The organism is Rhizobacter sp. SG703, from assembly GCF_012275445.1.
Taxonomy (GTDB): Bacteria; Pseudomonadota; Gammaproteobacteria; order Burkholderiales; family Burkholderiaceae_C; genus Rhizobacter.
In genome coordinates this window covers 26,954-38,869 of sequence record NZ_JAAZQK010000016.1, presented here as the reverse complement: position 1 = coordinate 38,869, position 11,916 = coordinate 26,954, and the positions used below count along the sequence as shown (strand labels likewise).

Below are 11,916 nucleotides of genomic sequence, written 5' to 3'. Positions count from 1 at the left end.
CCAGCGCGCGAGGTGCGGCACGGGCCCGAGAGCACCATGTGCGCATGCGGTTGATCGACTCCTCGCGATCCAAGGCGCCACGGAATGCGTATCAGGGACGCAAGCACTTCAAAAGCGAACCGATGAACTCTTCCGCCGGAGCGCTGCCGCTGTTGTTCGCCTGCGGACTGGCGATGGCGCAAAGCGACGAGCCGGATGCAGGCGGCTGGGCGTTTGCCGCCACGCTGGACGGCAGGCCGATCGGCACGCATCGCTTCATCGTCCGCGGGACGCCCTCGTCCCGCGAGGTCGAGAGCCGTGCACTGCTGCGCGTGAGCGTCCTCGGCATTCTCGTTTATCGCTACGCCGTCGCGCCGCCTGCACTGCCCGAGAAGGACCCGCCATGAACCCACGCGCTCGCACCTGCGCCGCCGCCTACCTGGCGGCCCTCGTCTGCTTCCTCGCGCTCGACGCCGCCTGGATCGGCACGATGACGCCGCGTCTCTATCGCCCGAACCTTGCGCCGTTGCTCGCGCGCGAGGTCGATTGGCTGGCTGCCGTGCTGTTCTATGCGATCTACATCGGCGGACTGGTGTACTTCGCCGTCGCGCCGGCGCTCGCGTCCGGCTCACCCGCCGTCGCGTTGCGCCGCGGTGCGCTGCTGGGCCTGCTGGCGTACGCCACCTACGACCTGACCAATCAGGCAACCCTGCGCGACTGGCCTTGGGCCGTCACGCTCGCCGATCTGGCGTGGGGCATGTTCGTCAGTGGCGCGGCGTCGTGGGCTGCCGCACGCATCACATGCCGACCAGGCCCCCGAAGAACCGCGCGATGACGGTGTCAAACTGCAGCTTGCCATCCACCGAGGCGAGGCAGATGCATTCGCTGCCCTCCTGCACGACGGGCTGGTGATGGATCTCGGCGTCCGCGGCGTCGAAATCGCCCGGGCCGAACAACGCGCGCCCGTCGTGGAAGCGACCGCACAGGATCTGCGTCAGCTCGCGCCCGGTGTGGGTGTGCCGCGGCAGGTATTTGCCGGGGGCGACGCGCAGCAGAAAGAGATTGGCTTCGCTGGCCTGCGGCACGCTGATGCGGCTCCAGCGCAATCCCGGGCCGATCCAGCGCCACGGGGTGGCGCGGCAATGCGCGAGCGCACGCGGCCAGGTCGCTCCCTGCGGAAGCGGTGGAGGAGCGCTGGCATCGATGCGCCGCGGGGTCGCGGCATCCTGCCGGGCGATGCGCGCCCATGTGCGTTCGAGCGCGTCCTCGGCGACCGTGGCGGGATCGAGCTCGCCCAGCATCGCGCCGCCGACGGCCTCCAGCACGCGCAGCCGCTCGCGGCAATGGCCGCACAGCTCGAGATGGCTCGCCAGCACCAGTCGCGTGCCGACGTCGTTGCGTCCCGTGGCCTGGGCCAGCAGCATCTCGTCGTCGGGGTGGTGTCGTATGTCCATCGTCATCGTTCCAGCAGGCGGCGCAACTGCGCGACCGCCAGACGCACCCGCGACTTGGCCGTGCCGAGCGGGATGCCCAGTTCAGCGGCGATGCGAACGTGCGGCTCGTCGTCGAAGTAGGAGAGCCGCAGCACCTGCAGCTGCTCCGGTGGCAACCGGGCCAGCGCGCCGTGCAGTCGCTGATTCAGCCGTTGGGTCTCCAGGTGGTCCTCGGGCGATGGTTGGTCCGATTCCAGCTGGTCGAAGTCGAAGGCGCCTACGTCGTCGTCGGCGCGGCTCTCCAGGCCCTGCCGACGGCGCAGTGCATCCACGCGCAGGTTCCGCGCAATGGCGAAAATCCAGGTCGACGCCGCGGCCCGGCCGGGATCGAACAGCGTCGCCTTGCGCCACACCGCCGCCATGGCGTCCTGGGTCAATTCCTCGGCCAGCACGTCCGGGCTGCCGCATTGCATCAGGTAGCGCTTCACCCGGGGCGCGAAGTGGGCGAACAGCCGCGCAAACGCAGCGCGATCCTGCCGGGTCGCGACGTCGGTCAGCACCGAGCCCCAGTCATCGTCGCGGGCCTGCTCCGGATTGCTGGGAACGAGGGTCAAGGAAGGCGCTCGGCTGCTGCCCGACGACGCAGTGCGCGCAGGCATGAGGTGGAAGGAGGGAGGGGCGGCCATGCGGGTTCTACGCAGCACCGCCCGGAACGGATCATCGCAGGCCGACGAGCGGTGCAAGGCCACGCCATGTCGTCCACCGGCAAACCGCCTGCACGGGGCGCGGCGGTAAGGAGCAGGTAAGTCCAACGCTTCGACCATGCAGGCATGAACCGAATCGCCCTGGTCGAAGACAACGACCGTCTCGCCGAACTCATTCAGGACGCGCTGCAGAAGGCCGGCATCCAGGCGGACGTGTTCCACGAGGTCCAGGCGGCCTGGGTCGCGCACCGCCAGTTCGGCTATGCGGCGATGGTCATCGACCGCGGGTTGCCGGATGGAGACGGCCTGACGCTGGTGAAGCGGCTGCGTTCGGCCGGCCAGGGCACGCCGTGCCTGATGCTCACCGCCCGCGACGCGCTGCATGACCGGGTCGACGGCCTGGAGTCGGGCGCCGACGACTACCTCACCAAACCGTTCCCGATGGAAGAACTGGTCGCGCGCGTGCGGGCGCTGATGCGCCGGCCGCCGGCGGTTCGACCCTTGCGTGCCGCCCATGGCGACCTGGAGGTCGTGGTGGAGGAGAGCCTGCTGCTGCGCGGGGATTCGACCGTGCTGCTTGCGCCGGCGGAACTGCAGATCGTGCTGACGCTGGTTCAGCACAAGGGGCGGACGGTGCGGCGCTCGGCACTCGAGGCGGCCGCCTGGGGCATGGCCGAGGCGGTCACGCCGAATGCCCTCGACGTGGCGCTGCACCGCCTGCGCAAGAAATTGGCCGCACTCCAGTCGGAGCTGCGGATCGTCAATGTCAGGACCCTCGGATATGCCCTCCATGATGCTTCGATGGCCGAATAGCCTGCGCAACCGCGTCCTCGCGGTGCTGGCGGCGAGCATGGTGGCGAGCGCCGTGCTGGTGGGCGGCGCCGCAATGCTGCTGTGGGAGCCGTTCACCCGGTGGACGCTGCGCGACGAGATCGAGGACAACGCCGCTGAGCTGGTCGAGCACCTGCAGTTCGATGCGCAAGGCCGCCCGGTGCGCCTGGACCCGGCAGAGGTCGAGCCCTGGCTGTTGGAGAGCCTGCGCACCGAAGTGCTGCTGCGCGTCGCCGACGCCGACGGCAAGGTGGTCCTCGCCAACGATGAGCGCGCCGAGACGCTGGCACCGGACGACACGGTGTTCACGGGTCGCAGGAACTCGTTCACGTTCCATCGGCAAGGCGTCGCGATGCATGCCGCGACGATCCCGTTCAAACGCGACGGCCGGCGGTGGTACCTGCAGTTCGCGGTGAGCGATCGCCTGTTCCTGCGCATGCGCGAATCGATCGGCTTCGATGTGCTGAAGCAGGGCACGCTGGCGCTGTGCGCGACCTTCCTGGTGGTCTTCCTGGCCACCATCCACCTGGCGTTGAAGCAGGCGTTGAATCCGGTCCGGCAGGCTTCCGATGCAGCGCGCCGGATCGCGCCCCGGACGCTGGGCGCCCGGCTGCCTGTTGCCGAGCAACCGTGGGAGCTGCGGCCGCTGGTCGACGCGTTCAACCAGGCGCTGGACCGCTTGCAGAGCGGATTCACGACGCAGCAGGCGTTCCTGTCGAACGCGGCGCATGAGCTGAAGACGCCGCTGGCGCTGATCCGCGCGCAGGTCGAGCTGGCCGACGAAGGCCGCTGGCGCGACCGCGTGCTCGACGACGTCGACCGCGTCGCCCGCCAGGTCCAGCAGTTGCTGCTGCTGGCCGAGGCCAGCGAACCGCACAACTACCGCGTCGACACCGTCGACCCGAAGCCGTCGATCCGCGAGGTGTTCGACTTCATGGAGCGGGTCGCCGCCCGGCACGGCGTGACGCTCGGGCTGCAGCTGGGCCAGGCGCTGCCGCACTGGCAAGCCGACCGGGGCGCGCTGTTCACGCTGCTGAAGAACCTGCTGGAGAACGCGATCCAGCACAGCCCGCCGGACGGCGTCGTGAAACTGCGGGTCTCGCCCACCGGCTTCGCGATCTCCGACCAGGGCCAGGGCGTGGCCGAGCAGGACCTGCCGCGCATCTTCGAGCGCTTCTGGCGCGGGCCGCAGCGGCGCGAACAGGGCGCGGGCCTGGGCCTGGCCATCTGCACCGAGATTGCCACCGCGCACGGCTGGCGGCTGACGGCCCATCGGCTGTCGCCGGGCTTCGAGGTCCGCTGCGACATGTCGGCGCAGGCTTGAGCCGGTCCCTTTCCACCCCCCTGTTTGACGCCTGACGGGCGCTTGACATCGGCGATGTCCCGCCTAGAGTTGAACGACTGTTTAAACCACTTGGTGGACCATGCCCTCGACTCCGGCCGTTCGCAGGCCCTCGCCGGCCGACGTGAGCCTGCATGACGGCGACGCGAGCCAGACCCGCGACCGCATCCTGGACGCGACCTTCCGGCGCCTGGTGGCCGAGGGCTATGCGGCGCTCAGCGTGCGCGAGATCGCGAAGGACGCCGGCGTCAACCACGCGCTGATCAACTACCACTTCCGCAGCAAGGACCAGCTGGTGATCGAGGTGCTCGACGCGGTGAACCAGCGGCTGCTGTCGCGCCAGGCGACGATGTACCAGGGCAGCGAGGGGTTCGCGCAGAAGTGGGCCAGCGCGCGGCGCTTCTACCAGGACGACCTGGCCTCGGGCTTCGTGCGCCTGCAGGCCGAGCTGTGGGCGGCCAGCCTGTCCAACGCCGGGTTGCGCGAGAAGTTCGTGCCGCGGCTGCTGGCGTGGAAACAGCTGGTGCTCGGCGGCGTGCGCGAGGCACTGGTGGCGTACGAAGCCACCGGCGCGAAGCTGCCGCCGCCGTTCACCGCCGAGGTGGTGGCCTGCTGGATCTCGGAGTTCTGGCTGGGCATGGAGTTCGCCGACCTGCTCGGCGTGAAGGAAGAATCGCTGGCGCACCACGCGGCGCTGGAGGCCGTGCAGTGGCTGCTGCAATCGCTGGACGACAAGCTCGCCGAACGAAGCGTGACCGCACGCCGCCCGCGGAGGCGCGCATGACCGCGCCGACGCGTCCGCTGCCCGAGCGCTTCGAGCGCATCGCCGGCCCGTTGCCAGCGCCGGGAGCGGTGCCGGGCGCCGAGGCTTCGCCGTACGAAACGGTGCAGCCGGCGCAGCAGGGCTTCGTCGACCGCGACGGCGTGAAGATCTGGTACGCGGTGTGGGGCGACGCCGGTCCGTGGATCGCCTTTGCGCCGTCGTTCCAGGTGGTGCACAGCCAGATGCTGAAGGGCACCGTGCCCTACCTGTCGCGGCACTTCCGCGTGGTCACCACCGACGGCCGCGGCAACGGCCGCTCCGACCGGCCGACCGACCCGGCGGCCTACAGCTTCGATCACTTCTACGACGATTTCGTGGCGGTGCTCGATGCCGTCGGCGTCGAGCGCAGCGCGCTGGTCGGCATCTCGGCCGCGGCGATGACGGTGCTGCGGCTGGCCGCCGAACAGCCGCAGCGCGTGACGCACGTCGTCACCGCCGGCGGTTTTGCCGATTCGCTGCCCAGCGACGAGAAGCTCGCCGAGCGGCTGAAGATGGAAGGCGAGCTGCTGCGCGGCGACTGGCCCGGCTACCTCGACTGGTTCATGGCCACCATCTTCAGCGAGCCGCATTCGACGAAGCCGTACGAAGACGGTGTGCGCTTCGGCTGGGCCACCAGTGCCGAGTGGCTCGGTGCGTGCCGCAACGCCTGGGTCGGCAACGACGTGCGCGAGCTGGCGCGCCGCGTCACGTGCCCGACGCTGGTGTTCCATGGCGACGACGACCGGCGCGTTCCGCATGCCAAGGGCCAGGAGATCCACGCGCTGGTGCCGGGCGCGAAGCTGCTGACGGTGGCCGGCGGCGGGCACGTCACCGCGGTGCGCGACGCGGCGCTCTTCAACCGCACGCTGCGCGAGTTCGTCGCCGGGCCGGCGCGCCAGCGCACCTGGGTGCGCGCGATGGCGCGCCCGCGCCGCGCGTTGTTCATCACCAGCGCCATCGGCCTCGGCCATGTGCAGCGCGACCTGGCGATCGCGCGCGAGCTGCGCAAGCTGCAACCCGACCTGGCGATCGACTGGTTCACCGTCGACCCGGCCGCCCGCTACCTGCAGCGCGAAGGCGAGCGCCTTCACCCGATCACGCAGCGGCTGGCCAACGAGAGCCGCCACTTCGAGCAGGTGGCCGGCGAACACGACCTGTCGGCCTTCTTCGCGCTGCGCACGATGGACGAGATCATGAGCCACAACTTCATGACCTTCGTCGACCTGATGGAGGCCGAGCACTACGACATCGTGATCGGCGACGAGGCCTGGGATGTCGACTACCACTACCACGAGAACCCGGAGCTGAAGCGCCAGCCCTATGTCTTCCTGACCGACTTCGTCGGCTGCCTGCCGATGGAGCCGGGCAACGAACGCGAGGCCGCGCTGTGCGCCGACCGCAATGCCGACGACATCGAGCACGTCGCGCGCTACCCCTACCTGCGCGACGCCGCGATCTTCGTCGGCAACCGCGACGACGTCAGCGAACGGACCTTCGGCCCCGGCCTGCCGGTCATCCGCGAATGGACCGATCGCAACTTCTGCTACTGCGGCTACTGCCTGCCCTTCGATCCGCGCACGCTGGCCGACACCGAGCGCCTGCGCGCGCAGCACGGCTACCGCAGCGACGAGAAGATCGCGATCGCCGCGGTGGGCGGCACCGCCACCGGCGAGCACTTGCTGCAGCGCATCGCGGCGGCCTTTCCGCGCATGAAGCGCGAGCTGCCCGAGCTGCGGCTGGTCCTGGTCACCGGCCCGCGCCTGTCGACCGCTGCGTTCGAGCCGCAACCGGGGCTCGACGTGCGGCCCTATGTGCACAACCTGTACGAGCACCTGGCCTGCTGCGACCTCGCGCTGGTGCAAGGCGGGCTGTCGACGACGATGGAGCTGGTGGCCACGCGCCGGCCTTTCCTGAGCTTTCCGCTGCAGCGCCACTTCGAGCAATGCGTGCACGTTCGCCAGCGCCTGGCCAACTACGCCGCCGACCGCTCGATGGACTACGCGGCGACGCTCGACCCCGATCGGCTGGCCGCGCGCGCGCTGGCCGCGATGCACGAACCCGTGCGCTACCGGCCGGTGGAGACCGACGGTGCCGCGCGGGCGGCCCTGCGCATTGCGCAGGTGTTGGACAACCGCGAGTGGGCCCGCTGACCCGCCGCACCCCTCTGCAATGGGAGACTGAAATGGCAATCCTCGCAGCCCTCTACGGCCTGGTGGCCTACGTCTTTTTCCTCGCCACCTTCCTCTACGCCATCGGCTTCGTCGGCAACCTGCCGCTGCTGCCGAAGACCATCGACAGCGGTGCCGCGGCGCCGCTCGCCGAGACGCTGCTCGTCGACCTGGCGCTGCTCGGGCTGTTCGCGGTGCAGCACAGCGTGATGGCGCGGCGCGGCTTCAAGCGCTGGTGGACGACGGTGATTCCCGAAGCGATGGAGCGCAGCAGCTTCGTGCTGGCGGCGACGGCCGTGCTGGCGCTGCTGCTGTGGCAATGGCGGCCGATCGCCGAGCCGGTGATCTGGTCGGTCGGCGATCCGGTCGGCCGCGGCCTGCTGCAGGGCGTGTTCTGGCTGGGCTGGGCGGTGCTGCTGATCAGCACCTTCCTGATCAACCACTTCGAGCTGTTCGGGTTGCGGCAGGTGTGGGCGAACCTGCGCGGCCAGGCGCTGCCGGCGCCGGTGTTCCACACGCCGCTGTTCTACCGCCACGTGCGGCACCCGATCTACCTCGGCTTCATCCTCGCGTTCTGGGCGACGCCGCAGATGTCGGCGGGCCACTTGCTGTTCGCCGCCGGCAGCACCGGCTACATCCTGGTCGGCATCTGGTTCGAAGAGCGCGACCTGGTCGCGCAATTCGGCCAGCGCTACCTGATGTACCGCAAGCAGGTCGGCATGCTGGTGCCGAAGTTCGGCGCGCGCGAGCGCAAGGGGCCGTCGCAGTCCTGAGGCGGTGTCACTCCAGCGGCGGCATCAGCACCTCGCCGTGCGGGCCCCATTCGACCTGGGTGATGCCCGGTTCGATCGCCTCGAGGCGCCGCCGCTCGGCCTCCGCGGCCGTCAGGCTGCCCTGGCGCAGGCGCGTCGCCTCCGCCAGCAGGTGTTCTTCGCGCAGCTCGCCGGCGCGGCGCAGCGCGGCATCGATGCTGGTCAGCAGTTCCTGGTCGTCCCACGGCTTCAGCAGGTAGCGGAACACCTGGGCATCGTTGACGGCCCGCACCAGCGTCGAGACGTCGGCCGACGCGCTGACGATCAACGGCACGGCGCGCGGCTGCACCGCCCGCACGGCGCCGAGGAACGAGATGCCGTCCTGGTGCGGCATCCGGAAGTCGGACACCACCACGTCGAACGCACGCTCCTTGACGCGGGCCAGCGCCAGGCGCGTGTCGGTGAACAGCTCGATGCGTGCCCGGTCGCGCAGCGGCAGCCGCAGCACGCGCTGCAGCGCGGCCAGCACGGACTCTTCGTCATCGACCAGCAGGATGGAGGCTTTCATCAGGTTTTCCTCATGGGTCGCACGCGCAGTTCGATGCGCAGGCCTTCGCGTTGTTCGTACTGGCGGATGCGGCGGATGGTGTCGGCGGTCAGCACGTGGTCGGTCGCGAGCAGCACCGCGCCCTCGCGCGAGATCAGGTCCGCGGCCAGCACCATGCCCGGTTGCAGGTGCTCGGTGGTCATCGAGATCGGTGCTGGCGGCGTCGGGGCGCTGGGCTGGTTGATGTGCAGGAAGACGTCCAGCACCTCGGGGTCGAATTGCGAGCCGCGGCCGTGCATCAGCAGCGTGCGCACTTGCGCCGTCTTCAGGCCGGCAGCACCCATGTGCCCGTTGAGCAGGTCGTCGTAGGCGTCGACGATCGCGAGGATGCGCGCGCCCAGCGGGATGTCGGCGCCGGCACGCCCGTCGGGGAAGCCTTTGCCGTCGAAGTGCTCGTGGTGGGCCCGGATCAGCGCGGCGACCGGCTGCATGTCGTCCAGCGCCATCAGCGACTGCTCGCCGAGGATCGGGTGCTTGCGGTACAGCCCCAGCTCTTCGGCGCTGAACTTCGGGACCGGCTTGGCCAGCATCTCGTCGGACAACCCGATCAGCCCGATGTCGTGCAGCAGGGCCGCGACGAACACCGCCTGGGTGTCTTCGCCGTTGCAGCCCATCGCCTTCGACAGCACGCGCGCCATCTCGGCCATGCGCCGGCCGTGGCCGACCAGCTGGGTGCCGCGCAGCTCGATCAGGTTGGCGAACACCTTGATCGAGGTCATGTAGTTGCGCTTGAGCTTGTCGTTGGCCTGCGTGACCTCGGCGGTGCGTGCCTCGACCCGTCGCTCGAGCTCGGCATTGAAGCGGCGCAGCTCCTCGTTCTGCGCGCGCGTCAGCGCCTCCAGCCGCTCCTTCTCGCGTTCGAGGTCGAGCCGCTCCAGCGCCTGCGCCACCGTGACCTGCAGCTCGCCGTCGTCCCAGGGCTTGTTGACGTAGCGGTAGATCTGGCCTTCGTTGATGGCGGCGACGGTCGAGTCGACGTCGGCATAGCCGGTCAGCAGGATGCGCATGGTGCGCGGCCAGCGGCGTCGGATCTGCCCGAGCAGCCGGGCGCCGTCCATGCCGGGCATGCGCATGTCCGAGATCACCAGGTCGACCGGGGCCGCTTCCATCAGGGCCAGCGCCTCCTCGCCGCCGGGCGCGGTCAGCACCCGGTAGCGCGGATTGCGCAGCGCCCGGCGCAGCGACGACAGGATGTTCGGCTCGTCGTCGACGCACAGGATCGTCCACGGCGACACCACCGCCGGCTCGGGCGCGGGCTGCGCCGACGGTGCGGGCGGGGTTGCGGACAAGACGGCTTCCTGCATGGGTCTCGCCTCAGGCCGCCGGCGCGTCGCTGCGCTTCACCGGCACGCTGACCCGGAACGCGGTGCCGCGGCCCGGCTCGCTGTTCACCTCGATGCGGCCACCGTGCTTCTTGACGATGCCGTACGACAGCGACAGCCCGAGGCCGGTGCCCTTGCCGACCGGCTTGGTCGTGAAGAACGGGTCGAAGATGCGCTTCAGGTTCTCGGGCGCGATGCCCGAGCCGTTGTCGGCGACCTCGACCCAGGCCATGTCGCCCGCGGTGCCGGTGCTGATCGTGATCGTCCCGCGCTCGGCGCTGATCGCATGGGCGGCGTTGACCAGCAGGTTCATGAACACCTGGTTCAACTCCGACGGCAGGCACTCGACGTCGGGCAGCTCGCCGTACCGCTTGACGACGTCGGCCTTGTACTTGATCTCGTTGTTGACGATGTTCAGCGTCGAATCGATGCCGGTGTGCAGGCTGACCCATTCCCACTCCTGGCGCGCATCGACGCGCGAGAAGTCCTTCAGGTCCTGCACGATCTTGCGCACGCGCTGGATGCCGTCCTTCGACTCGGTCATCAGCGCCGGGATGTCGTCCTTCAAGTAGTCGAGCTCGATCTCCTCGCGCATGCGCAGCAGCTGCGCCGCGGCCGGGGTGCCGGCAAGCCCGGGCTCGGCGGCTTCGTACGCGGCGAGCATGCCGAACAGCTGCGCCAGGTACTTTTCCAGCGTGCCGAAGTTCGAGAAGATGAAGCCGATCGGGTTGTTGATCTCGTGCGCGACGCCGGCCGCCAGCTGGCCGATCGACGCGAGCTTCTCCGACTGCACCAGCTTGTCCTGGGCTTCGGAGAGCTTGCGGTTGAGCTCGGTCAGCTCCTCGTTTGCGCGCAGCAGGGCTTCGATCTGCACCGGCGTGAGCTGGGTGGTCGCGGCGTCGCCGGCCGGCACGTCGGAGCGGGAAGTGGACAGGTCCATGGGGTCTCCTAGACGGTCAGCGAGTCGCGCACGCCCTGCGCCTGCCGTTCGGTTCGTTCGAAGATTCGCTGCACCTGCTGCGGCGACAGCGCGAGGCGCTCCCAGGCCGCGAGCGACAGCGGCGGCACCATGTCCTCGTCGAGCCCCGACAGGTCCAGCGCGTGGGTCATGTTGTCGGCCACGTGGGCCAGGTCGGCCAGCGTCGCGGTGGTGTGCGCGGGCAGCTCGTGGTGGCAGCGGATCGCCTCGGCGATGGCCGGCGCGAAGTTCCAGTGCTCGGCGATCAGGCCGCCGACGGCGGCATGGTCGGTGTTCAGCATCAGCCGCTCGGCCTCGATCGCATGCACGTCGTGCTCGGCGGCCCACGCGAGCGTCTGGCCCAGTTCGAGCGGGAAGTAGGTGGCCAGGGCCAGCCGCCCGATGTCGTGCAGCAGGCCGGCGGAAAAGGCCGCCTCGCCATCCATGTGGGTGACCGCCGCCAGCTCCTGCGCGCAGAACGCGGTGGCCAGCGCATGGCGCCAGAACCCGTCGAAGTCGAAACCGGTGCAGGCGGTGCGGTCGAAGCTGGAGATCACCACCGCCGTCGTCGCCACCGTGGCCACGGTGCGCAGCCCGAGGATGTTGATCGCGCCCCGGATCGACGACACGCGGCCGGCGACGCCGTAGAACGACGAGTTGGCCAGGCGCAGCGTCTTGGCCGTCAACGCCTGGTCGTGGGAGATGGTGGCGGCGAGCTCGTCGACGGCGACGTCCTCGCGCTTCAGTGCGGAACGCAGCTCGATGACCGCCTGCGGCAGCGCGGGCAGCGTGCGCACCTTGGCATGCACCGCATCGGGGTGGAGGGTGGCGTGCGTCACGGCTGGTCTCCGAGGCGGTACTGCTGGATCAGGTGGAAGAGCGGGTGCAGGCGGCCGTCCTGCAGCGACGCGCGAAACAGGTAGTTCAGGCGCTCGCGCACCTCGGCGCCGGTGCGCGTCGTCGACGACGCGGGCGGCGGTTCGGCGGCCGGCGCGGCAGGGCAGGTGAGCTCGGTCAT

14 protein-coding genes are annotated in these 11,916 nt (G+C 69.8%); 7 read left to right on the top strand and 7 right to left on the bottom strand.

The window, feature by feature from the left end:
- The first annotated feature begins 44 nt into the window (after window positions 1-44).
- Window positions 45-386: a DUF6134 family protein gene (locus tag FHT26_RS27240; protein WP_168563227.1), complete on the top strand. Its 342-nt coding sequence runs from the start codon at window positions 45-47 to the stop codon at window positions 384-386.
- Entirely contained in the window at window positions 383-814 is a 432-nt protein-coding gene (locus FHT26_RS27235; RefSeq protein ID WP_168563226.1) for a DUF2177 family protein, read from the top strand. The genes FHT26_RS27240 and FHT26_RS27235 overlap by 4 nt, the downstream gene beginning before the upstream one ends.
- Here the strand turns inward: FHT26_RS27235 and FHT26_RS27230 are convergent.
- Window positions 777-1,433 (bottom strand): ChrR family anti-sigma-E factor, encoded by a 657-nt coding sequence (locus FHT26_RS27230; RefSeq protein ID WP_168563225.1) that lies wholly within the window; start codon window positions 1,431-1,433, stop codon window positions 777-779. The two genes, FHT26_RS27235 and FHT26_RS27230, sit on opposite strands and share 38 nt — an antisense overlap.
- A 2-nt stretch (window positions 1,434-1,435) precedes the next feature.
- Entirely contained in the window at window positions 1,436-2,026 is a 591-nt protein-coding gene (locus FHT26_RS27225) for a sigma-70 family RNA polymerase sigma factor (RefSeq protein ID WP_246868126.1), read from the bottom strand.
- Window positions 2,027-2,242: 216 nt separating this feature from the next.
- Between FHT26_RS27225 and FHT26_RS27220 the strand changes: the two genes are divergently transcribed.
- The 5 genes from FHT26_RS27220 (at window position 2,243) to mddA (ending at window position 8,032) form a co-directional block, all read left to right on the top strand.
- Window positions 2,243-2,929 carry a response regulator transcription factor gene (locus FHT26_RS27220; RefSeq protein ID WP_168563224.1) on the top strand — a complete coding sequence of 229 codons (687 nt, stop codon included), beginning with the start codon at window positions 2,243-2,245 and terminating at the stop codon, window positions 2,927-2,929.
- Window positions 2,907-4,271 (top strand): sensor histidine kinase, encoded by a 1,365-nt coding sequence (locus tag FHT26_RS27215; RefSeq protein WP_168563223.1) that lies wholly within the window; start codon window positions 2,907-2,909, stop codon window positions 4,269-4,271. Before FHT26_RS27220 ends, FHT26_RS27215 begins: the two co-directional genes overlap by 23 nt.
- Before the next feature lie 100 nt (window positions 4,272-4,371).
- Window positions 4,372-5,073, top strand: coding sequence for a TetR/AcrR family transcriptional regulator (locus FHT26_RS27210; protein WP_168563222.1), 702 nt, complete (start codon window positions 4,372-4,374; stop codon window positions 5,071-5,073).
- The gene (locus tag FHT26_RS27205) at window positions 5,070-7,241 is read left to right on the top strand and encodes an alpha/beta fold hydrolase (protein ID WP_168563221.1); all 2,172 of its coding nucleotides are present in this window, start codon (window positions 5,070-5,072) and stop codon (window positions 7,239-7,241) included. Before FHT26_RS27210 ends, FHT26_RS27205 begins: the two co-directional genes overlap by 4 nt.
- A gap of 32 nt (window positions 7,242-7,273) precedes the next feature.
- A complete protein-coding gene (gene mddA / locus FHT26_RS27200; protein WP_168563220.1) occupies window positions 7,274-8,032 on the top strand; it encodes a methanethiol S-methyltransferase in 759 nt (252 codons plus the stop codon).
- A 7-nt stretch (window positions 8,033-8,039) separates the two neighbouring features.
- Here mddA and FHT26_RS27195 read toward each other — a convergent pair whose 3' ends face one another.
- From FHT26_RS27195 to FHT26_RS27175, 5 genes are read right to left on the bottom strand one after another with little or no spacing between them, the layout of a single operon-like run.
- Window positions 8,040-8,579, bottom strand: a complete 540-nt coding sequence (locus FHT26_RS27195; protein ID WP_168563219.1) for a response regulator — start codon at window positions 8,577-8,579, stop codon at window positions 8,040-8,042.
- The gene (nosR, locus tag FHT26_RS27190) at window positions 8,579-9,907 is read right to left on the bottom strand and encodes a response regulator c-di-GMP phosphodiesterase, NosR family (protein ID WP_246868125.1); all 1,329 of its coding nucleotides are present in this window, start codon (window positions 9,905-9,907) and stop codon (window positions 8,579-8,581) included. Before nosR ends, FHT26_RS27195 begins: the two co-directional genes overlap by 1 nt.
- Window positions 9,908-9,932: 25 nt before the next feature.
- Window positions 9,933-10,880, bottom strand: a complete 948-nt coding sequence (locus FHT26_RS27185) for an ATP-binding protein (RefSeq protein ID WP_168563217.1) — start codon at window positions 10,878-10,880, stop codon at window positions 9,933-9,935.
- Between the two features lie 8 nt (window positions 10,881-10,888).
- Window positions 10,889-11,737, bottom strand: a complete 849-nt coding sequence (locus FHT26_RS27180; protein WP_168563216.1) for an HDOD domain-containing protein — start codon at window positions 11,735-11,737, stop codon at window positions 10,889-10,891.
- The gene (locus FHT26_RS27175) at window positions 11,734-11,916 is read right to left on the bottom strand and encodes a hypothetical protein (protein ID WP_168563215.1); all 183 of its coding nucleotides are present in this window, start codon (window positions 11,914-11,916) and stop codon (window positions 11,734-11,736) included. The genes FHT26_RS27180 and FHT26_RS27175 overlap by 4 nt, the downstream gene beginning before the upstream one ends.

What these genes read in the sequence shown, in the direction of transcription:
- FHT26_RS27240 (WP_168563227.1), top strand. Translation starts at nt 45, where the DNA reads ATGCGGTTGATCGACTCCTCGCGATCCAAGGCGCCACGGAATGCGTAT.
- FHT26_RS27235 (WP_168563226.1), top strand. Translation starts at nt 383, where the DNA reads ATGAACCCACGCGCTCGCACCTGCGCCGCCGCCTACCTGGCGGCCCTC.
- FHT26_RS27230 (WP_168563225.1), bottom strand. Translation starts at nt 1,433, where the DNA reads ATGGACATACGACACCACCCCGACGACGAGATGCTGCTGGCCCAGGCC.
- FHT26_RS27220 (WP_168563224.1), top strand. Translation starts at nt 2,243, where the DNA reads ATGAACCGAATCGCCCTGGTCGAAGACAACGACCGTCTCGCCGAACTC.
- FHT26_RS27215 (WP_168563223.1), top strand. Translation starts at nt 2,907, where the DNA reads ATGATGCTTCGATGGCCGAATAGCCTGCGCAACCGCGTCCTCGCGGTG.
- FHT26_RS27210 (WP_168563222.1), top strand. Translation starts at nt 4,372, where the DNA reads ATGCCCTCGACTCCGGCCGTTCGCAGGCCCTCGCCGGCCGACGTGAGC.
- FHT26_RS27205 (WP_168563221.1), top strand. Translation starts at nt 5,070, where the DNA reads ATGACCGCGCCGACGCGTCCGCTGCCCGAGCGCTTCGAGCGCATCGCC.
- mddA (WP_168563220.1), top strand. Translation starts at nt 7,274, where the DNA reads ATGGCAATCCTCGCAGCCCTCTACGGCCTGGTGGCCTACGTCTTTTTC.
- FHT26_RS27195 (WP_168563219.1), bottom strand. Translation starts at nt 8,579, where the DNA reads ATGAAAGCCTCCATCCTGCTGGTCGATGACGAAGAGTCCGTGCTGGCC.
- FHT26_RS27185 (WP_168563217.1), bottom strand. Translation starts at nt 10,880, where the DNA reads ATGGACCTGTCCACTTCCCGCTCCGACGTGCCGGCCGGCGACGCCGCG.
- FHT26_RS27175 (WP_168563215.1), bottom strand. Translation starts at nt 11,916, where the DNA reads ATGACCGAGCTCACCTGCCCTGCCGCGCCGGCCGCCGAACCGCCGCCC.